This is a genomic window from Parageobacillus toebii NBRC 107807, assembly GCF_003688615.2.
GTDB lineage: Bacteria > Bacillota > Bacilli > Bacillales > Anoxybacillaceae > Parageobacillus_B > Parageobacillus_B toebii.
Genome location: NZ_CP049703.1, coordinates 1459745 through 1482538, shown reverse-complemented (window position 1 = coordinate 1482538; position 22794 = coordinate 1459745). Strand labels below are relative to the sequence as shown.

General features: G+C 43.6%; 24 protein-coding genes and 2 riboswitches. Of the genes, 3 read left to right on the top strand and 21 right to left on the bottom strand.

Annotated elements, in window-relative coordinates:
• Positions 1-41: 41 nt before the first annotated feature.
• Complete coding sequence (locus DER53_RS07680; protein ID WP_062753933.1) at positions 42-284, bottom strand: hypothetical protein; 243 nt, start codon at positions 282-284, stop codon at positions 42-44.
• Between the two features lie 245 nt (positions 285-529).
• On the opposite strand from DER53_RS07680, the gene DER53_RS07675 reads away from it, so the two are divergent.
• Positions 530-739: an alpha/beta-type small acid-soluble spore protein gene (locus DER53_RS07675; protein ID WP_062679188.1), complete on the top strand. Its 210-nt coding sequence runs from the start codon at positions 530-532 to the stop codon at positions 737-739.
• A gap of 57 nt (positions 740-796) precedes the next feature.
• On the opposite strand, the gene DER53_RS07670 is transcribed toward DER53_RS07675, so the two are convergent.
• The 14 genes from DER53_RS07670 to DER53_RS07605 form a co-directional block, all read right to left on the bottom strand.
• Positions 797-1531, bottom strand: a complete 735-nt coding sequence (locus DER53_RS07670) for an amino acid ABC transporter ATP-binding protein (protein WP_062753935.1) — start codon at positions 1529-1531, stop codon at positions 797-799.
• An 18-nt stretch (positions 1532-1549) separates the two neighbouring features.
• Positions 1550-2251, bottom strand: a complete 702-nt coding sequence (locus DER53_RS07665; RefSeq protein WP_062753937.1) for an amino acid ABC transporter permease — start codon at positions 2249-2251, stop codon at positions 1550-1552.
• A complete protein-coding gene (locus DER53_RS07660; protein WP_062753939.1) occupies positions 2238-3050 on the bottom strand; it encodes an amino acid ABC transporter substrate-binding protein in 813 nt (270 codons plus the stop codon). The genes DER53_RS07665 and DER53_RS07660 overlap by 14 nt, the downstream gene beginning before the upstream one ends.
• Before the next feature lie 126 nt (positions 3051-3176).
• The gene (locus DER53_RS07655) at positions 3177-4445 is read right to left on the bottom strand and encodes a hemolysin family protein (protein WP_062753941.1); all 1269 of its coding nucleotides are present in this window, start codon (positions 4443-4445) and stop codon (positions 3177-3179) included.
• Positions 4446-4914: 469 nt separating this feature from the next.
• Positions 4915-5940, bottom strand: a complete 1026-nt coding sequence (locus DER53_RS07650) for a thiazole biosynthesis adenylyltransferase ThiF (RefSeq protein ID WP_062753943.1) — start codon at positions 5938-5940, stop codon at positions 4915-4917.
• Complete coding sequence (locus DER53_RS07645) at positions 5937-6704, bottom strand: thiazole synthase (RefSeq protein WP_062753945.1); 768 nt, start codon at positions 6702-6704, stop codon at positions 5937-5939. The genes DER53_RS07650 and DER53_RS07645 overlap by 4 nt, the downstream gene beginning before the upstream one ends.
• A gap of 1 nt (position 6705) precedes the next feature.
• Entirely contained in the window at positions 6706-6909 is a 204-nt protein-coding gene (thiS, locus tag DER53_RS07640; RefSeq protein WP_062753947.1) for a sulfur carrier protein ThiS, read from the bottom strand.
• Positions 6909-7355, bottom strand: coding sequence for an FAD-dependent oxidoreductase (locus DER53_RS07635; RefSeq protein ID WP_233252932.1), 447 nt, complete (start codon positions 7353-7355; stop codon positions 6909-6911). The genes thiS and DER53_RS07635 overlap by 1 nt, the downstream gene beginning before the upstream one ends.
• Positions 7356-7964 carry a thiazole tautomerase TenI gene (gene tenI / locus DER53_RS07630; protein WP_062753949.1) on the bottom strand — a complete coding sequence of 203 codons (609 nt, stop codon included), beginning with the start codon at positions 7962-7964 and terminating at the stop codon, positions 7356-7358.
• 16 nt (positions 7965-7980) lie between these two features.
• Positions 7981-8763, bottom strand: a complete 783-nt coding sequence (locus DER53_RS07625; protein ID WP_062753951.1) for an energy-coupling factor transporter transmembrane component T family protein — start codon at positions 8761-8763, stop codon at positions 7981-7983.
• Positions 8764-8776: 13 nt separating this feature from the next.
• Positions 8777-10228, bottom strand: coding sequence for an ABC transporter ATP-binding protein (locus DER53_RS07620; RefSeq protein ID WP_062753953.1), 1452 nt, complete (start codon positions 10226-10228; stop codon positions 8777-8779).
• Between the two features lie 20 nt (positions 10229-10248).
• A complete protein-coding gene (locus DER53_RS07615) occupies positions 10249-10836 on the bottom strand; it encodes an ECF transporter S component (protein ID WP_062679182.1) in 588 nt (195 codons plus the stop codon).
• The gene (gene tenA / locus DER53_RS07610) at positions 10823-11518 is read right to left on the bottom strand and encodes a thiaminase II (RefSeq protein WP_062753955.1); all 696 of its coding nucleotides are present in this window, start codon (positions 11516-11518) and stop codon (positions 10823-10825) included. Before tenA ends, DER53_RS07615 begins: the two co-directional genes overlap by 14 nt.
• Before the next feature lie 108 nt (positions 11519-11626).
• A riboswitch (TPP riboswitch) is annotated at positions 11627-11734 on the bottom strand.
• 73 nt (positions 11735-11807) lie between these two features.
• Positions 11808-12122, bottom strand: coding sequence for a YbjQ family protein (locus DER53_RS07605; protein ID WP_062753956.1), 315 nt, complete (start codon positions 12120-12122; stop codon positions 11808-11810).
• A gap of 156 nt (positions 12123-12278) precedes the next feature.
• On the opposite strand from DER53_RS07605, the gene DER53_RS07600 reads away from it, so the two are divergent.
• Complete coding sequence (locus DER53_RS07600; protein WP_062679179.1) at positions 12279-13463, top strand: class I SAM-dependent rRNA methyltransferase; 1185 nt, start codon at positions 12279-12281, stop codon at positions 13461-13463.
• A 61-nt stretch (positions 13464-13524) separates the two neighbouring features.
• On the opposite strand, the gene DER53_RS07595 is transcribed toward DER53_RS07600, so the two are convergent.
• Positions 13525-14724, bottom strand: coding sequence for an MFS transporter (locus tag DER53_RS07595; protein ID WP_062753958.1), 1200 nt, complete (start codon positions 14722-14724; stop codon positions 13525-13527).
• A gap of 113 nt (positions 14725-14837) precedes the next feature.
• On the bottom strand, positions 14838-15368 hold the full coding sequence (locus DER53_RS07590; RefSeq protein WP_062753959.1) for a YfiT family bacillithiol transferase: 531 nt from the start codon (positions 15366-15368) through the stop codon (positions 14838-14840).
• Between the two features lie 268 nt (positions 15369-15636).
• On the opposite strand from DER53_RS07590, the gene acmB reads away from it, so the two are divergent.
• Positions 15637-16842 carry a methyl acetate hydrolase AcmB gene (gene acmB, locus DER53_RS07585; protein ID WP_062753961.1) on the top strand — a complete coding sequence of 402 codons (1206 nt, stop codon included), beginning with the start codon at positions 15637-15639 and terminating at the stop codon, positions 16840-16842.
• 149 nt (positions 16843-16991) lie between these two features.
• Here acmB and DER53_RS07580 read toward each other — a convergent pair whose 3' ends face one another.
• The 4 genes from DER53_RS07580 to DER53_RS07565 form a co-directional block, all read right to left on the bottom strand.
• Positions 16992-18656 carry a glycoside hydrolase family 13 protein gene (locus DER53_RS07580; RefSeq protein WP_062753963.1) on the bottom strand — a complete coding sequence of 555 codons (1665 nt, stop codon included), beginning with the start codon at positions 18654-18656 and terminating at the stop codon, positions 16992-16994.
• A 134-nt stretch (positions 18657-18790) separates the two neighbouring features.
• Complete coding sequence (gene panE, locus DER53_RS07575; RefSeq protein ID WP_062753965.1) at positions 18791-19717, bottom strand: 2-dehydropantoate 2-reductase; 927 nt, start codon at positions 19715-19717, stop codon at positions 18791-18793.
• 153 nt (positions 19718-19870) lie between these two features.
• Entirely contained in the window at positions 19871-20074 is a 204-nt protein-coding gene (locus DER53_RS07570) for a YbdD/YjiX family protein (RefSeq protein ID WP_017435755.1), read from the bottom strand.
• Positions 20067-22145 (bottom strand): carbon starvation CstA family protein, encoded by a 2079-nt coding sequence (locus tag DER53_RS07565; protein WP_062753967.1) that lies wholly within the window; start codon positions 22143-22145, stop codon positions 20067-20069. The genes DER53_RS07570 and DER53_RS07565 overlap by 8 nt, the downstream gene beginning before the upstream one ends.
• Positions 22146-22502: 357 nt before the next feature.
• A riboswitch (cobalamin riboswitch) is annotated at positions 22503-22700 on the top strand.
• Positions 22701-22794: the final 94 nt, after the last annotated feature.

The following is a 22794-nucleotide window of genomic DNA, read 5'->3' as shown; positions in this document are numbered from 1 at the left end:
TCCCCAAAATATTGCACAGGCTCTAGCGATGATGCTAGAGCCTATTCTTTAATAAACCGCACTTCTTCGTGACAGCAATGCAGACAATAAAAAAGATGCACACATTCGTGCCGAATCAATGTCTTCGGATACCCATCGACCAATTTCATCATATCAATATCCATATACGGGCTGTAATCATCAAAATAATCCGTAATTTTTCCTTGATCCACCATTTGCTTCTGACAGCGCGAACAATGCACTGCCACATTACGTAATCCGTTGCATAGCGGGCAAATGTTCATGATGTTTCCTCCTACTAAAACAATACCTTATTTTACATATTCCCTAATATCCTCAACCATAAAACGTCAAAAATTACCATAAAAAAGAAATGAATAATGAAAGAAAAACGTCTCAAACTATTAGTACCATTAGCAAACAATATATTGGGTTCAGCCTAGTTTGGCGGCATGCTTATAACAGCATGCGTGCTGGTGCAAGTCCAGCGAACCCAGCCATTAAAACTTTAAACAAGGAGATGACCACAATGGCACGTAACAACAATTCTAACCAACTACTAGTCGCTGGTGCGCAACAAGCAATCGATCAAATGAAGTATGAAATCGCTCAAGAATTTGGTGTAAACCTTGGCCCTGACACAACTTCTCGCGCTAACGGTTCTGTTGGCGGCGAAATTACAAAACGCCTTGTAGCAATGGCGCAACAACAAATCGGCGGCCAATTCGGCACTCGCTAATAAAAACTTCATATACATGGCTTAAGCCCCAGGCGTCTTGCCTGGGGCTTTATCTTGTTACTCGATGAGTTGTAAAAATTGTTTTGTGCGCTCATGTTTCGGAGAAACGAGCAGCTGTTCCGGTGCTCCTCTTTCCACGATGATTCCCCCATCCATAAAAACCACTTCATCGGCTGCTTCTTTCGCAAACCTCATTTCATGAGTGACGACGATCATTGTCATTCCTTCATTCGCCAAACTTTTCATGACTTTCAGCACTTCACCGACAAGCTCCGGGTCTAACGCTGATGTTGGTTCGTCAAACAGCATGACTTCCGGTTCCATGGCGAGCGCCCGTGCGATCGCGACACGCTGCTGCTGCCCTCCAGACAGCTGAAATGGATAATGATGGGCTTTATCTTTCAGCCCCACTTTCTCCAACAATGCCATCGCTCTCTCGCGTACTCGCTCTTTCTTTTCGCGCTTGACCGTCACAGGTCCTTCCATGACGTTTTCAAGGGCGGTCATATGGGGGAACAAATTATAGCTTTGGAACACCATTCCTGTCAGTCGGCGAAATTCATGAATCTCCCGCTTCGTCACAGGCTTCGAAAAATCGAGCTGTCTATTCGCTATCGAAATTTTCCCTTTCGTCGGCGTCTCAAGCACGTTTAGACAACGCAAAAATGTCGTCTTCCCTGAGCCTGATGGACCGATAATGACCACTACTTTCCCTTTTTCCACCGTAAGATCGATTCCCTTTAATACTTCTACGTCTCCAAATTGCTTATATAAGCCTTGAACAGAAATCATCATCGTATCTCCTTATCGCTATCGTGCAATGTAACGATTTAAACGCTCTTCGATTCGGTTTTGCACAATTGATAGTAGAAAGCAAATAATCCAATAAATGATTGCCGCTTCAGTATATAACAACAAGAATTCGTAGTTCGTCGAGGCAATTTCTTGCGCTTTGCGAAACATTTCCGAAACGAGAATGAGCGATGCAAGCGATGTATCTTTGACTAAGCTGATAAACGTATTGGACAACGGTGGAATCGACACGCGCGCTGCCTGTGGAAATATGACCCGGCGCAACGCTTGCCCCGATGTCATTCCTAACGAATACGCCGCTTCCCACTGCCCTTTCGGAATCGATAAGATAGCGGCGCGAATAATCTCTGAAGCATACGCGCCAACGTTTAACGAAAAACCAATGATCGCCGCAGGAAACGAAGGAATCGTAATGCCGATGTTCGGCAGGCCGTAAAAGATAATAAACAACTGGACAAGAAGCGGTGTTCCGCGAATGGCGGATACGTATATTCTCGCGATAATTTCTAATACTTTTACTCCGGAAATGCGCGCCAATGCCGTGGCAATCGCCAATATTAATCCAATAGTAAACGTAATAATCGTCAGTGGAATCGTATAATACAAAGCCCCCTTCACCAGCGGGAGAAGGGAACTTTGTGCAATGGATATCAATCTGTCTACTCTTTCAGGGTCTGCCATCACATTACTTAGATACATCTTCACCAAACCATTTCTCTGAAATTTTTGCGTATGTTCCGTCTTTTTTCATGTCCTCTAACGCTTTATTCACTGCTTCCACCAATGTGTCACTGCCTTTGCGGAACATAAATCCGCTTTGAGAAGCGTCCTTATGCTTTGCCACAATTTTAATTGGCGCGTCTGGCTTTTGTTTTAAGAAATCAAGAACGGATAGATTATCATTAATGGTAACGTCCACCCGCTTGGAGCTTAACAATTCAACCGCTTGATTAAATCCTTCCACACCAACAATTTGCGCGCCATACGACCGCGCTAAATCCGCATAGTTGCTTGTCATCGATTGCGCTGCTTTTAGCCCTTTTATGTCTTCAAATTTAGATACTTTATTGTTATCTTTATGAACGACTAACACCGCCATAGAAGTAATGTACGGATCAGAAAAATCATATTTCTGTTGCCGGTCCGGGCGAATTCCGACTTCATTGGCAATCATGTCAAAACGTTTTGCGTCCAATCCCGCGAACATCGCATCCCACTGTGTTTCCATAAACACAGGCTTGACGCCGAGACGCTTCGCTACTTCTCTTGCCAAATCCACATCAAAACCGGTTAACTTTCCGCTTTTATCATGAAACGTAAACGGCGGATATGTTCCCTCTGTTCCAATGCGCAATTCCCCCGATTTTTTCACCTGCGCTAACAAGTCGGTTTCTTGCTTGCCCGACTTTTCCTTGGATTGCTGATTGCCGCATGCGGCCAACAACAAAATCGAAGCTGTCAACAAAAGAAGCAAACTTTTGAGAAAAAATCTTTTCATATATTTTTTTAACCTCCATCATTATTCCGATTGGTTTTTAGCGACATATGTCATAATAAAAAAGTTTGTATAAGATGTCAATAAAAGAGTATAAACGACAAAACAAAAAACGGAGCTTCTCGCTCCTTACATATTTTCCACTAACGGCGGCTCATTTAATGAAACAAGTACTTTCCTAATTCTGCGATTTTCGACTTGTCGTACGGTTAAAGTAAGCGGACCATAATGCAGCGTTTCGCCGACATTCGGCACGCGTTCAAACATTTCAAATATCCAACCGCCTAACGTATGGGAAGAGCTTTCCGGTGCATCAATTTTCATTATTTCGCAAAATTCATCAAGCGGAAGTTCAGCGTTAAATTCATAACTGTTTTCATCGATTTGTTGAATATTTTTTACCGCTTCATCATGCTCATCCCATATTTCTCCAACAATTTGTTCAATAATGTCTTCAAGCGTAATTAATCCTGCTGTTCCTCCAAACTCATCAATGACAATTGCCATATGCACTCTGCTTTTTTGAAGTTCCGGCAACAAATCAGAAATTTTCATTGATTCCACGACAAACAGCGGCTTGCGTAATAACGCGCGAATGTTTATATCTTTTTGTTGTACAAGCTCACTAAAAAAGTCCCTTTCAGATAAAATACCAATCACATTATCAATATCTTCCTCATACACCGGTATACGGGAGTACTTTTCTTCAAGAAAAACATCTCGAATTGCTTCGATCGGCTGATTTACTTCCACAGCGACCATATCTGACCGTGGCGTAAAAATTTCTCCAACTAAAATTTCATCAAAATCGAGCGAACGGTGAATTAATTCTTTTTCTTTGTTGTCAATAATGCCTTCTTCTTCACTTAAATCAATCATCACTTTAATTTCCTCTTCCGTTACTGCTGGAACAACCGTTCCATTCGTAAACCGTTTCGCTACGCTCTCTTTTACAGCGTTAAATAATGTCGTGATGGGTGAAAGCAGTTTCATCAATGCGTAAACAATTCCGGCATAACGAATCGATAGCGATTCAGCATGCTCTTTCGCAATCGATTTTGGCAAAATTTCACCGAAGATTAAAAGAAGCACGGTCATGACAATAATCGCAGCAATAAGACCTGCACGCTCCCCAAACATCGTTGTCGCAATATCTGCTAAAAACGCAACGGCAACAATACTTGTGACTCTGTTTGCAACAAGCACCGTCAATAAGACGCGATCTAAGTTTTCCATAATGTAATTTACTCGCTTGCTGCCACGGTGATTTTCTTCCACATAATTTTTCAAGCGAATTTTATTCGCTGAAGAAAATGCGGCTTCCACCGAAGAAAAGAAGGCAACTAACACGATACAAAGAAAAAACCACCCTAACAGACTCAGAGGCAACTCTCCCAAAGAATCTTCACTCTCCTAAATAAAAAAACGTACTTTGTTAGTATTTTAGTATTATCCATTGTATTTATTACATTATATCAAATTTTTCACAAAAAGCCTATTCGCAAAACGCCTATCGTCTAAAATATAATAAAACTGCAGGATGATCCCTGCAGCTTTTTATGACTCGATGATGATTGAACCGATAAAATATATCAGCACAAGCAATGAAGCAATGTTTAACGTTACGGATAATTCCTCCATAAATGCCCCTCCTAACGATAATCATCCCCATTGTTATGTTAACACAATAATTTTCTCAATACGTAAGACATTTTATACAACTTTTTGACAAATCCATTTTTTCCCCTTGCATTTTATTGTGAAGTGAGGAAGGTAATACTTATTACTCTATTATAAAAAAGGCTAATCGACAATCCTTTTGGCAAAGCTACAAACACAAAAAGAGAGCTTCTCATAATAGAAGCTCCTAGCCTAAATAGCGATAATAAATCGTTTTTGCCTCTTGAATATCCTTTGTCCCATGAATGAGCGCGCGTCCGTCTTGAAAGACAACAAGCCGTCGCTCTCCAAGCGATACAGAGACAAGATACGGGTTGACATCTACGGGCAATCCTTGTTTGACAAATAATTCAGCCAGCTCTTGCAAGTTGTAGTTTCGAGGCGCAGCCGGGCGAATTTGTACGGAATTTCGTCCGCATAATACCGCTGTTTTTGTCTGTTGATCATAAGAAAGGTACGGATACGATGGATGAGTGCCGCAAGTAGGGCAATCTTCTTTTTTCACTTGATCAATGCGAATCGCCGTATGCTGATTTTTCCATAAATCAAACGACACAAGTTTATTGCGCAGCGCCGCCCAATCTTCAACAAGAATTTTTAATGCTTCCGTTACTTGATAGGCGACGACCATTTGCACAGCAGGGCTGATAATTCCTGCTGTATCACATGTCAAACCGCCTACTGGCACCGTTTCGAGCAGACAGTGAAAACATGGGGTCTTCCCTGGGATAAACGCGTAACTAATGCCATAGCTTCCGACACACGCGCCGTGAATCCACGGGATGCGATATTTATACGCAGCATCGTTAATAATCATACGTATATCAAAATTATCTGTCGCATCAATCAAAAGGTCGGGCTTTCGCTCTGCAATAAGCTCTTCAAGCTCTTGTGCCGTTACATCGCCGACGATGGCATCAATTGCGACATCAGAATTTACCTCTTCAAGCCGCCGCTTTGCAGCAATTGCTTTTGGGATACGTTCTTTTGCGTCCGCTTCGCTATATAATTGCTGACGTTGCAAATTGCTCCATTCGACATAATCGCGGTCAACAATGGTGACTTTGCCAACGCCTGCCCGCACAAGCGCCTCTGCATTTCCTGTTCCTAGCGCACCCGCACCAATAATGAGCACATGTTTCCGCATAATCTTTTTTTGTCCTTCTGCGCCAATTGGCGCAAATAATTCTTGTCGAGAATATCGTTCAATCAAACAACACTCATTCCTTCCATTGGACTGCTTGCTGTTGCGTACCGTTTTTTAGGAATTCTGCCTGCCTCATAGCCAAGACGTCCGGCTTCCACAGCAAGTTTCATCGCTTTTGCCATTTTAACCGGATCGGCTGCACCAGAAACAGCGGTGTTTAACAGCACTCCATCAGCACCTAGCTCCATTGCAACCGCCGCATCCGCTGGGCTGCCAATTCCAGCATCAACAATCACTGGGACAGTTGCCTGTTCAATAATTAAGCTTAAGTTTAACGGATTGACAATGCCTTGTCCGGAACCGATCGGCGAAGCCCCCGGCATAACCGCATGACAGCCAAGCTCTTGCAGACGTTTTGCGAGCACAACATCATCAGAAGTATATGGAAGAACGATAAATCCTTCTTCCAACAATATCTCTGTTGCCTTTAACGTCTCCACTGGGTCTGGAAGCAATGTTTTCTCACAGCCGATCACTTCTACTTTTATCATATCACATAATCCCGACGCTTTGGCGAGCCGAGCGATTCGCACTGCTTCCTCCGCCGTTTTCGCCCCCGCTGTATTTGGAAGAAGTTTATATTTTGTAAGATCTAAATTTTCCAAAAAATTAGGCTGGTTTGGTTCAAAAATGTTCATGCGTCGAACAGCAAACGTTAAAATTTCCGCACCTGACACTTCCACTGCTTGCTTTTGTACTTCCAAGTCTGGATATTTTCCTGTTCCTAGCAACAATCTTGATTGAAATTCATATGGCCCGATTTTTAACATATCAACCGCCTCCTACAAAATGAACGATTTCTACTTTATCGCCGTTGCATAACACCGCTGTTTCATATTGCTGTTTTGGGATAATCGTTAAATTTACTTCGACAATCGCAATTTTATTGTTTAACTGAAAATGGGCAAGCAAATCGCTAACCGTTTTCACTTCATCTGGAACATGAATCGATTCGCCGTTAATAATGAGTTCCATCACTTCCCCACCTTTGCTTGATGTCTTGTAAGTGAAAATGGAGCAAGGTCGACCTCGCTTCCTTTTCCTTCAATGAGATCGGCTAACAATACGCCGGTAATCGGACTTAACAAAATTCCGTTTCGGTAATGACCTGTCGCGATCCATACATTCGGATAGCACGGATGCTCCCCTATGTATGGCAAGCCATCGCTCGTTTGCGGGCGGATGCCGCTCCACGCTTTTTCCCATTCCGCATTTTTCATTTCTGGAAGAAGATGATGCGCACGTTCAAGCAAATTCATGATTCCATGAATCGATACTTTTCGGTCAAATGTGTGCGGTGTCGAAGTTGCCCCTATCAATAGGCGATTTCCTCGTTTTGGAACGATATAACAACCGTTTTTCGCAAATACAGTCGCTTGAATTAACGGTTTTTCTGTTTTTCCTAACGATTTCCTCCACATTCATACCATTTTCTTCACAATTTTTGCGAGTTTCTTTGCTTCGCTAACAGGATCGTCGGCAAAAAATACCGCTGACATGACGGCAATCCCTTGCGCACCAGCTTTCAGTACTTGTTCTGCATTATTGGAATGGATGCCGCCAATCGCGATAACAGGAATATTCACGTGATTGACGACACTTCGCAATGATTCTATTCCGCGCGGCGGTACCCCTACTTTGCTTCCAGTAGCAAAAACGTGGCCGTATATACAATAATCAGCACCGCTTTCTTCCGCTTCCATCGCTTCCGCGATCGAATGAACCGAACAACCGATAGACAACGAAGGAAAATGATGTTTTACTTTCCGCACAGACAAACTATGGTGCGCAAGCTGGACTCCTTTTACTCCAAAAACCACCGCCACATCAATTCGGTCGTTCACGATGATTTTTCTAGGCGGCACTCCTTGCTTGATTAACGCTGTAAGAAACTCGGAAATTTCCCTTGCTGTTTTCATTTTTTCCCGCACATGAATCGCGTCTACATATGGATGAACGCGGGCGCAAATCGCAACGAACTGGTCTAAAGGCTGTTTTCCTGTTGAAATGATATGAAGTTGTCTTTCCATTCTGATCCCTTGCTTTCTACCGCACATCTTCCACCGGAATGTACGGATAATAAATCCCGGCGTAATAAGCCGCTGCCGTCACTATGATAAAAACAGCAACAAGCACAATATCATATTTGCTAAACCCGATTTCATAATAAAACGTTCGCTCTGCGCTGTTGGAAAAACGCTTTGCTTCCATCGCAACAGCGATGCGCTGAGCACGGCGGATGCTTTGTGATAAAAGCGGAATCGCATACCGCTTCATTTTTTCGAACAATCCGTTATGGACAACCCCCCGTACTTTTAACGCGTTTCTTACAGTTTGAAATTCCTCGATCATAATCGGAATTAAGCGAACGCCTGCTAAAAAGCTGTAAGCGTATTTTGGCTTTAATTTTAACTGCTGCATCAGCGAATAAAACAAACGGACCGGTCTTGTCGTTAGGGAAAACAAAAGCCCAAGGAGCGCGAACGAAAGCGCTCGAAATCCAAGATGCATTCCGCGCAAAAAGCTTTCTTCCGTCACATGGATAAGCCCCCAGCGAAACCATGTCGTTGAACCCTCACCAAACAAAATCATCGATGACGCGGTCGACACAAATACAAGAAAAAACGGCAAAAACAATAGCAGCAAAAACTTCCATGGATAGCCGGTATACAGCATAAATAACAAGAGAAGACCGAACGAAAAATTGATTAAAACATTTGGGTTGTGTACGAATAAAACAACGATAAACAACAAAATGAGCACCATAAGTTTTAAGCTCGGATTCGTATGATGCAGCCATGTTTCTCGATAATGAATGTTCCATTTCATCATCTATACCTCCCTACACGGACAGCACAGCCGCTTTGGATGGATGAGGAGAAATCCGTTCATCTTTCGCCAGCTGCCCGTCTTCAATCACCCATCTTCTTGTGGCAAAATATTTGACAATGTTCTCATCATGGGTGACCATCATAATCGTTGCTCCTTGCTCGCGATACGATTCCAATAACTCAAGCAGCGCAAACGTATTTTTTGCATCTTGCCCAAACGTTGGTTCATCGAGCAGGAAAATTTGCTGTCCGCTTACGATCGATGCAGCCACACTTAAACGACGCTTTTGTCCCATGGAAAGTTGGTATGGATGCTGATTTTGCTGTTTTCGAAGGTGGAATCTCTGCAGAAATTGTTCGACCGTTTCCGTAATTTCCGCTTCTTCTCGTTTTTCTAAACGAAGCGAATAAGCAATCTCCTCTCGTACAGAATTAGTAACAAACTGAAATTCCGGATTTTGGAAGACAAATGCAATCAAACGATGAAGCTGTTTTAACTGCTTGCTGTCTTTTCCGTATAACTCATACGTCCCGTCTGTGCGAATGAGCTTCATCAGCGCGTGCAAGAGCGTACTTTTCCCAGCGCCGTTTTTGCCGGTAATGGCAATCCATTCTCCTGCGCATACGGTCGCTTCTTCCACGCGTATTTTGACATCGCGCAGGCGATAGCCTTGGAACTCGCGAAGGCGGATAATTTCCTCTTGGCGAACATTCACTCGCTGGCGTTGCCGCTTCGCTATATATTCATCCCATACACCGGGATACCAAATTCCTTGTGAAGCAATGATATCTTTGTAATCGGAAAACACCGTTTGCGCTTTATCATCAGCAATGATCTCGCCGTTATCATTAAATAAAATAATCCGATCGACAAAATCGAGTATATGATCGATTTTATGTTCGACAATGATGACCGTTTTATCATGGGCAATTTGTTTCACCGTCCGCCAAATCGCTTCCGTTCCTTCTTCATCAATCATTGCCGTTGGTTCATCCAAAAACAGTACATCTGGATCTAACGCCAATACGGAAGCAAGGGCGAGCCGTTGCTTCATTCCTCCCGATAGTGTATGAATATCGGTATGCGGCTCTACAAAAAGACCAACTGTCTCTAGCAGCTTCTCGATCCGCTCTTTCATCTCTTCACGCGGCACACCGATATTTTCGAGCGCAAAGGCGATTTCTTCATCGACAAACGGCATGCAAAATTGCGAATCGGGATCTTGGAAGACGTAGCCCCAATTATCGGGAAGCTGCACTCGCTCTGCTTTCATCGGAATATCGATCGAATGCGGAATCAAGCCCGACAGCACTTGCAACAATGTTGATTTTCCGCATCCGGATGGACCGAGCAACAACACTTTTTCTCCTTCGTAAAACGTGATCGATAAATCTTTAAATAACAATGTATCTTTTCCAGGAAATTTCAAGCGCAGCCGTTCAACAGATGCTATCGGTTTCATCGGTTCACACGCCACCTTTTTTAACGATCAAGCGCATCGTAATCTTCTTTCGAAGCCGGGCGCAACATTTGCGTCACACCAGTTTTTTCTAACGCTTTTACTAAAGAAACGGCAAAAACACCGGCAATCACCACTGCGCCAATAAAGCGGGCAATAAGGAATAATGCCAAGTTCCAAGGAGCCAGCGATTCAATATACCCTTTATAAAAATCCATCACAAGCGAGCCAATCGTCGCACCAATCGCCCCTAACGACACGACCAATGCGTCAAACCGTTTATAACGGAACGCGGCAAACACCACTTCCGCCAAAAGCCCTTGAACGACTCCGTAAATAAGCACCTCTAGCCCCCACTCTGAGCCCATAATAAATTCTCCAGAAGAAGCAGCAATTTCCGCTAACAGCGCAACACCTGGCTTGCGGATCAGCAAATATGCCACCGATGCGGCGATAAACCACATGCCGTAAATCAATTGATCAACATGAAACCCAAATGGCTTAACAAAGTAATAGAGAGGTCCCCAAATTTTATAAATGATCCCAAAAACGACAGAAATCACGATTGTCGTTAAAATATCAACGAGCTTCAACCCTTTAGTTGTTGACATGTTCTTTGATCTCCTTTCTTGCTGATGGCCATGTTTCTAAGCGATATGCCATCTCCCAAAATTCGTATTCATATTCACTGCTAATAAGAAAATGCTGTTCCATCCGTTTGCGATCGGATTCGGTGACTGCTTCCGCAATCGCATCCAAACGGGCGATTTGTTCTTCTACTAAGCTGCGAAACCATTCGGAGCTATATGTTCCAATCCATTTCTGATAGATCGGCTCTTTCGGCTTGCAGTCCTTTAGCCTCTCGCCAATCTCATAATAAAGCCAGTAGCACGGCAAAATCGCCGCAATCACATCACCTAAATGCCCTTCATACGCAGCCCGGTACATATGCGACGTATACGCGTATGCGGTCGGCGCCGGAATAAATGACGCTTTTTCTTCCTCCGTGATCCCAAGCAGCTCGGAAAACGTTTCATGCAAAGATAATTCCGCTTCACATGTGCTTTGGGCATGATGCGCCATGCTCGCGATTGTCTTTGCATCTGGAGACTTCGCTGCCCCAATTGCCTGGACTCTCGCAAAATGGTGCAAATAATACTCATCTTGCATCACATAATAGCGAAAACGAGTAAGGTCTAGCGTTCCTTCCCCTAACTCTCTCACAAAAGGATGGCGAAAGCTTGCCTGCCAGATCGGATCGGCCTTTTTCCGCAATTCCATCGCAAATGACATCTTTATCTCTCCCCCTCTTTTTATAAAAAATAAACACCACTTCCTTTACGATGCGTAAAGAAAGTGGTGTTGCACACATAGTCGTCGAAAAAACACAGAAAAACCCACGACTGCGCCACTCCACTTCCCTACGCTGGTATTACCCAGATCAGGTTCTAAGGGTCTCAAAGGCACACTTTGATCTCAGCCTTTCTAAAGGCCCCCCTAGTGGATTGCGTCCAATATAAAAAATTTTCCCTTGTTTGAATTTATCATATCACGGTAAATATCATTGTCAACCCTTTTTTTACTATTCCACGATGACTGCTGTACCGTATGCCAAGATTTCCGACGTATTCGCCATAATTGCCGCTGTAGCGACTCTTACGCCGATTACCGCATTTGCTCCTTGGCGTTTCGCCTCGTTTATCATGCGTTCAATCGCAATTTTTCTCGCTTCGTCCATCATTTCGGTATACGCCTTGATTTCTCCGCCGACAATCGTTTTCAGACCAGCCATAATGTCTTTGCCGATATGTTTTGACTGTACCGTATTTCCTTGTACAAATCCGATATACTCTTTTATTTGTTTTCCTGGTACATAGTCCGTCGTTGCGATAATCATCACAATCCCTCTTTTCTTTTCATCTATGCTTATCGTTATTCTGTTTAGAAGAAAATAGTCCTGCCAAATGTCGACAAACTTGCCTGCGTTGCGTCTTTGTCCGCAATTCTGTATCATAGAAAAAGCAAACGACTATATCATAATGGAGTGGAGAACGTGGCAAACGTATTTTTAAAACGAAAGCGAAAAAAACGGCTGGAACAAGGACATCCATGGATTTTCCAAAGCGAAGTCGATTATATTGAAGGAGACTTTGAACCAGGCGATTTTGTGGACGTATATAATCATCAACGCTACTTTTTGGCAAAGGGCTATATTAACCCGAAATCGCAAATCATTGTGCGCGTTTTGACGCAAAATCCTGATGAAGAGCTAAATGAACAATTTTTTGTCGACCGAATCCGCAAAGCATGGGAGTATCGTGAGCGAATGATTCCCGGCGTTCGCTCATGCCGCGCTATTTACGGTGAAGCTGACTTTTTACCGGGGCTGATCGTCGATAAATACGAAGACGTGCTTGTCGTTCAAATTCTTTCCCTCGGGATGGAAAAACGGAAAGACTGGATTTTGCGCGGTTTGCTTGAAGTATTTAAGCCAAAAGCGATTTATTTGCGCAATGACGTGTATGTCCGCGAGCTAGAAGGGCTAGAGCAAGAAAAAGGCTTTTGGTATGGCCAGTCGGAAACGGAAGTGCTGATTGAAGAAAACGGCGTCAAATATATCGTCGACATTGAAAACGGGCAAAAGACGGGATTTTTCTTCGACCAAAGACAAAACCGAGCGGCGATTAAACCGCTCATTAACAGCGATACAACAGTGCTCGACTGTTTTACCCATACTGGCTCGTTTATGCTCAATGCGTGCTTATATGGTGCGAAACACGTCACTGCGGTCGATATTTCCGAACACGCCATTGAAACAGCAAAACGCAACGCCGCACTCAATGGCTTTACCAACGTCGATTTTGTCGTCGCCAATGCATTCGATTATTTGCGCGAAGCGGTTCGCGATGGAAAGAAATGGGACGTTGTCATCATTGACCCGCCAGCGTTTGCGAAATCAGCTCAAGCCGTTCCGAAAGCGCTGCGCGGCTATAAAGACATTAACTTAAACGGCTTAAAGCTTGTCAAAGATGGCGGCTTTTTCGTCACAGCGAGCTGCTCGTACCATGTTCACGCTGATTTGTTCCAAGCGATGATCGAAGAAGCGGCGTTTGATGCGAAGAAAATTTTGCGGCAAGTGTACTGGAGCGGCGCCGGCTACGATCATCCAAAGCTGCTTGCTGCCGATGAAGGCGACTATTTAAAATTTGCCATTTATGAAGTGCATTCGCGCAGATAGCTAAATGGTTCCATTTTCTAAACAAAAAAACGCTTAGGACTGTCATACAGTCCTAAGCGTTTTATTTTTTATGCAAAATATATAAGTAAAAGCTAATAGAAATCAACACGGATAGTGCGGCAGTTATATAAATGCTAGAGTAACCGAACCAATGGCCAATTTGCCCAAAAACCATCGCTCCTACTCCGACCCCTAAATCGAAAAAGGCGAAAAAGGTCGCATTTGCCATTCCTTTTCGGTTTTTTGCCGCTTTTTCCACAGACCATGCTTGCAGTGCTGGCTGCACCGTTCCAAACCCTAGCCCGTAAAGAATCGCTGCGATAAACAAAATCGCATTGCTTGGCAGCCAAGCCAACAATAACATTGCAATGAAAATCAGTGCAGCACCTGGTATAAACACCGCCTGATGGCCTTTTCTATCATACAACCGGCCGGCAAACGTTCTTGTTACCATTAACGCAAGCGCATATAGCAAGAAATACCATTGAATTCCTGAAATTCCTTTTTGTGCAGTATATAGTGGCAGAAATGAGGCAATTCCTCCAAATGTCACCGTAAGGAAAAATAGCAAAATTGAAGGCTCTAACGCGCTTTTTTCATAAATATCCCACTTATTACGCGCTTGCGCTTGCGGCTGTCCGATTTTTTTATATGTAATATTCGAAGCAAACAATAGTGACGCCAAACCTAAAACGGCACAAATCAAAAAAAGATGGCGGAATGACAACATTCCGGCGAGCAATAACCCCATAGATGGCCCAAAAGCAAGTGCTAAATTCCCTGATAGTCCATAATACCCCATTCCTTCGCCTCTCCGGCTGGCAGGGATAATGTCCGTGGCAATCGTTCCGGAGGCAGTAGTCGAAAACCCCCACCCAATGCCTTGAATGACCCTCATCATAAACAACAAAAAAATGCTCGCAATAAAGCTGTACGATCCGACCGAAAGGACAAAGATCGCAAGCCCTAGCAAAAATACAAAACGCCGCCCCTTTGTTTCTAACGCATGCCCGGCAAACGGCCGCACCATTAATGCCGCAAATGTGAAAATCCCGACCACTAAACCGATCAGCTGGTCATTGCCGCCAAGATGCTCGACAAACAGCGGAATCGTCGGCAATGTCATTTGAAATCCAAGAAAAACAAAAAAATTAGCTAAACAAATAAGTATAAAATCTTTTGTCCAAATTTTTTCCTTCGTCGCATCTATGATGTTTTGACTTTGTGGTTCCCCCACCGCAAACTCCCTCCAATCATTCATTTTAAACCGAACACTCAATACAGTTTAGTGTAACATAAATAGATAAATTTTTTATGTAAAAAGCTTATTGGAAATTTATAATGAGATAAAAAAGCTGCCCGTCTAGGCAGCTTTTAGTTCCATCCTTTGCGTTGTCGCAACGAAGCAATTTGCGCCGTATGATGTTTGCCGTGCCATGCGTGCATGGCGATTAACACATATAAAGGGACGTTCTCTTTTGTACCTTCATGATAAAAATTCCGCTGAAAATCATCGCTGCTCATCGACTCTAGCAGATGCGCCCACCGCTCGTGAAGGCCTTCGAGCAATTGCAGCGATGGCTCGATATGTAGTGAACGAGCTTCTGTCGTCTTTGCCCAATCATTTTCCTCAAACGGTTTAATCGAAGGAACATCTTCCGTCAATGTCCATTTTGTGCGCAAAAACGCGTTCATGCTTGCATCGGCGATGTGATGGACAACTTGTGCAACCGTCCACCCACCATCTCGATACGGCGTGTTCAGCTGTTCTTCATTTAATCCGCTGACCGCCTCCCGCAATTTTACTGGTATTTGGCGAATATCAGAAATCCACTGTTTCGCATCTTCTTCGCAAAACGCAGCCGGTGCTTGAAATTTACCAATCGGGTAGCGAATTTCATCCATAATTTTTTTCCTCCTCTTCTTATACATATTCTATAACCCATAAAAAAATCCTGCTTAAATATAGACAGCATATCATTACATAGCTTCTATTAAAATTACTTTCACTTATGCCGGATATAATTGCCGCAGGCGAAGTTTACAAAAGGACAGTACAAAATAATTTGACAAGCCCTGCCTGGCATGATACATTTAGTTTGAAAAAAATCAATATTCTTAAAAAATAGAAAATTATAAAATTAATAGAGCTTATGAGGGGGATGACGAAAATATGACGAGGCAAGCAATCAAGAATGCTCTCAAGGATGTTCTTGATAAAGTTTTGGATAAAGCTGTAGGCAGGGCTGGAGGCGTACCAGGAGTGGTTGCAATGATAACTGATCGCGAGGGCAACATCTACGAAGGTGCAGCCGGGGTGCGCGAACTCGGAAAGGAAACGCCGATGACCACCGACACAGTGTTTGCTCTTTTCTCGACCACTAAAGCCATCACCGGCACAGTATTGATGCAATTGGTCGAGGAAGGAAAAGTCAGTCTCGACGATCCAGTCAAAAAGTATGTTCCTGAGATTGCCGAGATTAAGGTTCTTGAGGGGTTTGACGCAGACGGGCAGCCTAAATTAAGAGAACCTAAAACCGACATTACGATCAACATGCTGATGCTCCACACGGCTGGCTTCGGTTACGAGTTCTTCAGTCATGAGGATCGCAGATATCGCGAGCAAAAAGGAATACCTTCCATCCTCACTAGTACCTTTGACTCGATTAAGAGTGTGCTGCTATTTGAGCCAGGCGAACGATGGAACTATGGCGTCAACATCGACTGGGTTGGCAAAGTTGTCGAAGCCGTACGCGGCAAGCGACTGGGTGAAGTAATGGCCGAGCATCTTTTTGCTCCTCTAGGTATGACCGACATCGGATTCACGCTAACGCCGTCGATGATGGAACGCCGCGCAACCATCCACAGTCGCGCAAAAGACGGTAATATCACACCACTGCCTGATCTCATCCTGCCGCAATCTCCTGAAATGGACATGGGAGGACATGGTTTGTATGCCAGCATTGGTGAGTATATGAAATTTATCCGGATGATCCTGAATGACGGTGCGGGCGTAATCAAACCAGAAACGGTCGCGCAAATGGCTCAGAACGGGCTTGGCGCATTGAAGAGCGGCGGCTGGATCTCGTCCGATCCATCGCTAGCTAATGACGGTGAGTTCTATCCTGGCGTGCAAAAATCGTGGTCCTATACATTCCAGGTAAACGAAGATCCTACCCCTACAGGTCGTCCAGCAGGCCAATTGATGTGGTCTGGTCTAGCCAACCTGTTCTACTGGATCGACCGTAAGAACGGCATTGGTGGATTTTGGGCTTCTCAAATATTCCCATTCCAAGATACAGCTTCATACTTGGGCTTCATCGAATTCGAGTCAGCGGTCTACAGTACATTGAAGCGTTTAGGCCAAATTACCACTTGATCTGAGAGTCTAAAACTGAAATAGCTGTTCAGAATCAGATTTGCCGCCTCCGCATTCACTCTCTTGCTTTCACTGTTGCTAGTGGCAAGCGCCAGTTCTTCCACACCGAAGCAAAATAAAGCTGCCGAGAAATGAACGGCAGCTTTTGTCTATTTCAGCAAATATACGCGTGCTTCATACGGTTTCAGCTTAAAGCGTGTTGCGTTTTTATGCGGTTTTACATCATAGTTTTGCAGCACCAAATTTTCTGAGCTTAATCGAATGCCATCATATCGATACAGCGCTGGTTTATCGCTTAAATTGACAATAACCACCGCTTTTTCGTTTCCAAGCGTTCTTGTGTACGCATAAATCGTCGGATGCTTTTCTAAAATCAAATCGTACGTTCCATAAATAAACACTTCGTTCTCCTTGCGAAGCCGAATCATTTTTTTGTAAAACTGAAGGACGGAGTTCGGGTCGCGCAATTGCGCCTCGACATTAATGGTCTTATAGTTTTCGTTCACTTTCATCCATGGCGTTCCCGTCGTAAACCCCGCGTTTGGCGCGTCGGACCATTGCATTGGGGTTCGCGAATTGTCGCGCCCTGTTTTCCAAATCACTTTCATAATTTCTTCATGGGAGCGACCCTTTTCCCGTTCGATTTGATACATTCTTTTAATAGCAACATCATTGTAGTCTTCAATATTCGAAAATTGGACGTTCGTCATCCCAATCTCCTGTCCTTGATAAATAAACGGTGTTCCTTGCATCAAAAAGTACATCGCACCAAGCGCCTTCGCACTTTCGGTAAGGTACTCCTTATCATTTCCCCATGTCGAGACAGAACGAGGCTGATCGTGGTTTTCTAAAAACAATGCGTTCCAGCCGCGGTTTTCCAGCCCTTTTTGCCATTTTGTCAACGTGCGCTTTAATTGGCGCACATCCACTCCGCCATTCGTTCCTTTTTGCCATAACCCTAAATGTTCAAACTGGAAGATCATATTGAAAATACCGTTTTCCTCACCGACCCATTCTTCCGCGTCCTCGACGGTAACGCCATTCGCTTCTCCAACCGTCATAATATCATAGCGTGCAAACGTTTGCATTTTGAGCTCTCTTAAATAATCCATAATTCCCTCTTGGTTCATATGGCCAGCAAAAGACGGAACATAATCTAGCCCTTTCGGATTCGGCAAATCCGGCAATCCCGGCTTTTTCTTAATATGTGAAATGGCATCCACTCGAAATCCATCAATTCCTTTATCCAGCCACCAATTAATCATTTTATACAACGCTTGGCGCACTTCTTCGTTTTCCCAGTTTAAATCCGGCTGCTTTACATCAAATATGTGCAAGTAATATTGATCAGTTTTCGGATCGTACTCCCACGCCGATCCACCAAAGATGCTTTCCCAGTTGTTCGGCTCTTTGCCATTTTTTCCATCACGCCAAATGTACCAATCCCGTTTCGGATTATCCCGTGATGAACGCGATTCAATAAACCATGGGTGTTCATCGCTTGTATGGTTAATGACTAAATCTAAAATCACTTTCATGCCGCGCCGGTGAATTTCCTCGAGCAATAAATCAAAGTCTTCCATTGTCCCGAATTCTTCCATAATCGCATGATAATCGCTAATATCATATCCGTTATCGGCATTTGGCGACTTGTAAATTGGACAAATCCATATGATATCGATTCCAAGGTCTTTTAAATAGTCAAGCTTCTCGATAATTCCGCGAAGATCTCCAATTCCATCGCCATTTGAATCCATGAAGCTTCTCGGATAAATTTGATACGCGACTCCTTCTTTCCACCAAGCTTTCTTCACGGCTGTATCCTCCTCTTTTTGTGCATACGTTTTCACTATTAACTGTACACTACATGATGCCAATATACAATCTTTTTTGCAAAAAAGAAGGCAGCCTTCTTTTGTATACATAGAAAGCTGCGCTTTTTCTATTCTTACTCTGTTTTGGAGCGATTCGCCTCGTAAATTTTTAAATTATGGTACGCCAATTTTAACAGTGGCGTTTCGATTTCGTATTGTTCCGCCAATGAAAGAAAATATCCTTGCAAATGATCCGCTTCAATGAGTTGTCCTTTTTCCATATCCCGCTGCATCGATGATTTCATCGTCGCTTCTATTCGGTTTAATTGCGCCAGTTGTTTTTCTTCGATATCATCGGCAATTGGTGCTCCATGAGCCCGCATCACGGCCGCAATCTCTTTTAGCAATCCGAAAATAATTTCTTGTCCGTACTTTCCAGAGCGAATTAGTCCAATCGGCGCTCGAAACAGCGTCGTCACCCCTGACATTGTCGCGATAAATAAATATTTATTCCACATATCTGTCGCAATATGCTCGCTTAAACGAAAACGGGCGTTGCAGCCGGAAAATAATTGTTCCAACGCAAGAACGCGCTCCGTCCGCTCCCCGGACCATTCCCCAAATCGAACATCATGGGAAGCGCTTGTTTGCGCGATTTCTCCATGCTCATTCAGCGTTGTTTCGATAAAACAAAGCCCTCCTAACACGTTTTCCTTTCCAAACTCATTCCAAAGTATTTCCATATGCGCCATGCCGTTTAACAGCGGTAAAATCATCGTTTTTTCTCCAACATACGGTTTCACATCGCGAATCGCTTCCGGCAAATGGTACGCTTTGTTGGAAAAAATGACGACATCAAACGGCTCGGCTTGCTCACCCGTTACAAGCAGCTTCGGAGACAGCACCGCATCGCCGTGAACGCTATGAATCACTAGTCCCTTCTCTTGCAGCTGCTTTTTTCTTCGCTTGCGAACAAGAAATGTCACGTCCACTCCTTTTTCGAGCAATCTTCCGCCGAAATAACCGCCAACCGCGCCTGCACCGACTACAAGTATACGCATATATTTATTCCCCCTTATAAAACAAAAAGAAAGTTTATTTTTCTTATGACAAAACAGTGAATGAACAGGAAAACACAAACGAAAAAGCTCGTCCTCATTAACTTAAAATAAATACGAAAAAGGAAAAAAGGGGAATAGTTTCCCCTTTTTATGTCAGCAACAGCGCGATACTTTTCCGCCTTTGCCGTTATAGCGCGCTTCCTGCACTTCGCAGAAAAACTCTTTTCTTGATTTTATCGGCTCTCCTGGATGATGTGTTTTCATATGTTCTACATATTTCTCGTAGTTTGGAACACCAACCAGCAAATCAAGAAATTGCTTGCGGTAGGAAAGAATCGTATGAAGCCACTTACGCATAATGTTTAACCTCATTTCCTCCATCTCTTGGAATATAAGGTGCTTCTTTCAACGGTACATGTTTGTTTTTCAATACTTTTATCCACATATTTACTGCCGAAATCAACATGGCAATCACAACAAGCATGAAAATCGCGCAAAGCGTTGCATCAATGTAGTCGTTCATAATGATTTGCCGCATTTGTGCTTCATTGGTTGCAGGTGCTAAAATTTTACCTTGATTTAATGCATCTTTAAAGGCATTAGCATGAGCTAGAAAACCGATTTTTGGATCGCTATGGAACAGCTTTTGGAATCCTGCCGTCATCGTTACCACTAAAAGCCATGTCGTTGGGACCAATGTCACCCAAACGTAAGCTTTTTTGCCCATTTTGAATAAAACCGTCGTTCCAAATAAAAGCGCAATTCCTGCCAGCATTTGGTTGGCAATACCGAAAAGCGGCCATAATGTATTAATGCCACCCAGAGGATCGACTACCCCTTGATATAGGAAATATCCCCAAGCAAGAACACACAGCGTCGTCGCGATAATATTGGAAACTAGCGAATCTGTTTTGCCAAGCGGTTTGTAGAAAGTGCCCATAATATCTTGAATCATAAAACGGCCAACGCGTGTACCCGCGTCAATCGTCGTTAAAATAAAGAGCGCTTCAAACAAAATCGCGAAATGGTACCAGAAGGCCATTAATGCTTTGCCGCCGATCACATTAGAGAGAATGACAGCCATTCCGATCGCTAGTGTCGGCGCTCCGCCAGTCCGCGATAAAATCGTTTGCTCGCCAACATCTTTCGCAAGTTCCGTCAGCATGTCAGGCGTAATTGTAAATCCCCATGAAGACACGACTTTTGCTGCTTGCACAACATCTTGCCCAATCACAGCAACTGGGCTATTAATCGCGAAATATACTCCAGGAGTTAATATACACGCAGCAATCATTGCCATCACTGCAACGAACGATTCCATTAACATGGCTCCATAGCCGATCGGGCGGGCATGGCTCTCCATCTCAATCATTTTTGGCGTTGTACCGGACGAAACAAGTGCATGGAATCCAGACACCGCACCACAGGCAATCGTAATAAATAAGAATGGGAATAAGTCACCAGCAAACACAGGACCAGTGCCGTCAACAAATTTCGTCAGCGCCGGCATTTGCAAGTCTGGAGCAACAACTAAAATTCCCAGCGCTAAACCAACAATCGTCCCGATTTTTAAGAACGTACTCAAATAGTCGCGCGGCGCAAGCAGCAGCCACACCGGCAAAGCAGATGCGACAAATCCGTAAGCAATCATTAAAATCGCGATCGTTTCACCTTTCAATGTAAAGATTTTCGCTAATGTCGGGTGCTCCGCCACATATTGTCCAGCGACAAGAGAAACAAGAAGCAGAATAAATCCCATTAATGACGCTTCCGCCACACGCCCTGGACGAATAAAGCGCATGTAAACTCCCATCAAAATCGCAATTGGAATCGTTGCGGCAATAGTAAACATTCCCCAAGGGCTTCCTACAAGCGCTTTTACTACTACCAATGCTAAAACAGCTAATAAAATAATCATGATTCCTAAAATACCAAGCGATGCAATAAACCCTGTAACCGGGCCAATTTCTTCCTTCACCATTTCGCCAAGCGATTTGCCATTGCGCCGCATAGACGCAAATAAAATAATAAAATCTTGAACAGCTCCGCCTAAAACAACGCCGATAATAATCCAAAGCGTGCCAGGCAAATATCCCATTTGCGCTGCTAAAATCGGTCCGACAAGCGGTCCGGCGCCAGCGATCGCCGCAAAATGATGGCCGAATAATACCCATTTGTTTGTCGGCACATAATCTTTTCCATCATTAAACACTTCCGCAGGCGTTTTGCGACTGTCATCAAGTTCAAATACTTTGCGAGCGATAAATTTACTATAAAAACGGTATGCTACCGCATACGTACAGACAGCCGCGACAATCAGCCAAATCGCATTTACCGTCTCGCCGCGGTTCAATGCAAGAACAGCAAACCCTGCCGCCCCAAGAGCGGAAATAAGCCCCCAAAGCAAGGCCGATTTTAATCCTTTCACGTCTTTTCCCCCTTTGTTGTTTTAATAATATTATATTAACTATTCTGAAAAATTCAAAGAATATTTTCTAAATATTATAAGGGATAAATATTTTTATAGTCGTTTTATCACCATATCTTTTTTTACTCTGAACATTCCTGCCTAATATTAATTTGTTGAATTTTGGATAACTGTTTTATTATTCCAAAAAAGTATAAATCAGTTTTATTTGTTAAAAATGTAATATCAAGAAAATAATCATGAGTTTTCATGTCCTTACAAAAAATAGTTGAATTTTCTATCGTTTTATTATATGCTTGTACCAACAGTAACAACACTATATATTGTGTTATAAACTCATAAAACAACTAAATATAGTATAAAAACCGCAAGCAATGGTGTCCATCCGGACTTAATAGGGAATCTGGTGAGAATCCAGAACTGCCCCCGCAACTGTATGTGTGGACGAAATGGAACATCCACTGTATGTGAAAGCTCGCTCGGGCGCACATACGGGAAGGATCCAAAGTAGGAAGAAGCACGAGTCAGGAGACCTGCCTTGCTTGTTTGCGTTTCATGTTCTCCGGGGAGCGAGAAGATGAAACGATGGTTGGAAAGGGCTTCTCTTGCCCTTTTTATACTGTCGTTTCGTCCACTCGACCCGAGTGGA

Excerpts from the sequence above, each read along its gene's own strand:
- DER53_RS07680 (WP_062753933.1), bottom strand. The coding sequence starts at position 284 with ATGAACATTTGCCCGCTATGCAACGGATTACGTAATGTGGCAGTGCAT.
- DER53_RS07675 (WP_062679188.1), top strand. The coding sequence starts at position 530 with ATGGCACGTAACAACAATTCTAACCAACTACTAGTCGCTGGTGCGCAA.
- DER53_RS07670 (WP_062753935.1), bottom strand. The coding sequence starts at position 1,531 with ATGATTTCTGTTCAAGGCTTATATAAGCAATTTGGAGACGTAGAAGTA.
- DER53_RS07665 (WP_062753937.1), bottom strand. The coding sequence starts at position 2,251 with ATGTATCTAAGTAATGTGATGGCAGACCCTGAAAGAGTAGACAGATTG.
- DER53_RS07660 (WP_062753939.1), bottom strand. The coding sequence starts at position 3,050 with ATGAAAAGATTTTTTCTCAAAAGTTTGCTTCTTTTGTTGACAGCTTCG.
- DER53_RS07645 (WP_062753945.1), bottom strand. The coding sequence starts at position 6,704 with ATGTTAAAAATCGGGCCATATGAATTTCAATCAAGATTGTTGCTAGGA.
- thiS (WP_062753947.1), bottom strand. The coding sequence starts at position 6,909 with ATGGAACTCATTATTAACGGCGAATCGATTCATGTTCCAGATGAAGTG.
- DER53_RS07635 (WP_233252932.1), bottom strand. The coding sequence starts at position 7,355 with ATGTGGAGGAAATCGTTAGGAAAAACAGAAAAACCGTTAATTCAAGCG.
- tenI (WP_062753949.1), bottom strand. The coding sequence starts at position 7,964 with ATGGAAAGACAACTTCATATCATTTCAACAGGAAAACAGCCTTTAGAC.
- DER53_RS07625 (WP_062753951.1), bottom strand. The coding sequence starts at position 8,763 with ATGAAATGGAACATTCATTATCGAGAAACATGGCTGCATCATACGAAT.
- DER53_RS07620 (WP_062753953.1), bottom strand. The coding sequence starts at position 10,228 with ATGAAACCGATAGCATCTGTTGAACGGCTGCGCTTGAAATTTCCTGGA.
- DER53_RS07615 (WP_062679182.1), bottom strand. The coding sequence starts at position 10,836 with ATGTCAACAACTAAAGGGTTGAAGCTCGTTGATATTTTAACGACAATC.
- tenA (WP_062753955.1), bottom strand. The coding sequence starts at position 11,518 with ATGTCATTTGCGATGGAATTGCGGAAAAAGGCCGATCCGATCTGGCAG.
- DER53_RS07605 (WP_062753956.1), bottom strand. The coding sequence starts at position 12,122 with ATGATTATCGCAACGACGGACTATGTACCAGGAAAACAAATAAAAGAG.
- DER53_RS07595 (WP_062753958.1), bottom strand. The coding sequence starts at position 14,724 with ATGAATGATTGGAGGGAGTTTGCGGTGGGGGAACCACAAAGTCAAAAC.
- DER53_RS07590 (WP_062753959.1), bottom strand. The coding sequence starts at position 15,368 with ATGGATGAAATTCGCTACCCGATTGGTAAATTTCAAGCACCGGCTGCG.
- acmB (WP_062753961.1), top strand. The coding sequence starts at position 15,637 with ATGACGAGGCAAGCAATCAAGAATGCTCTCAAGGATGTTCTTGATAAA.
- panE (WP_062753965.1), bottom strand. The coding sequence starts at position 19,717 with ATGCGTATACTTGTAGTCGGTGCAGGCGCGGTTGGCGGTTATTTCGGC.
- DER53_RS07570 (WP_017435755.1), bottom strand. The coding sequence starts at position 20,074 with ATGCGTAAGTGGCTTCATACGATTCTTTCCTACCGCAAGCAATTTCTT.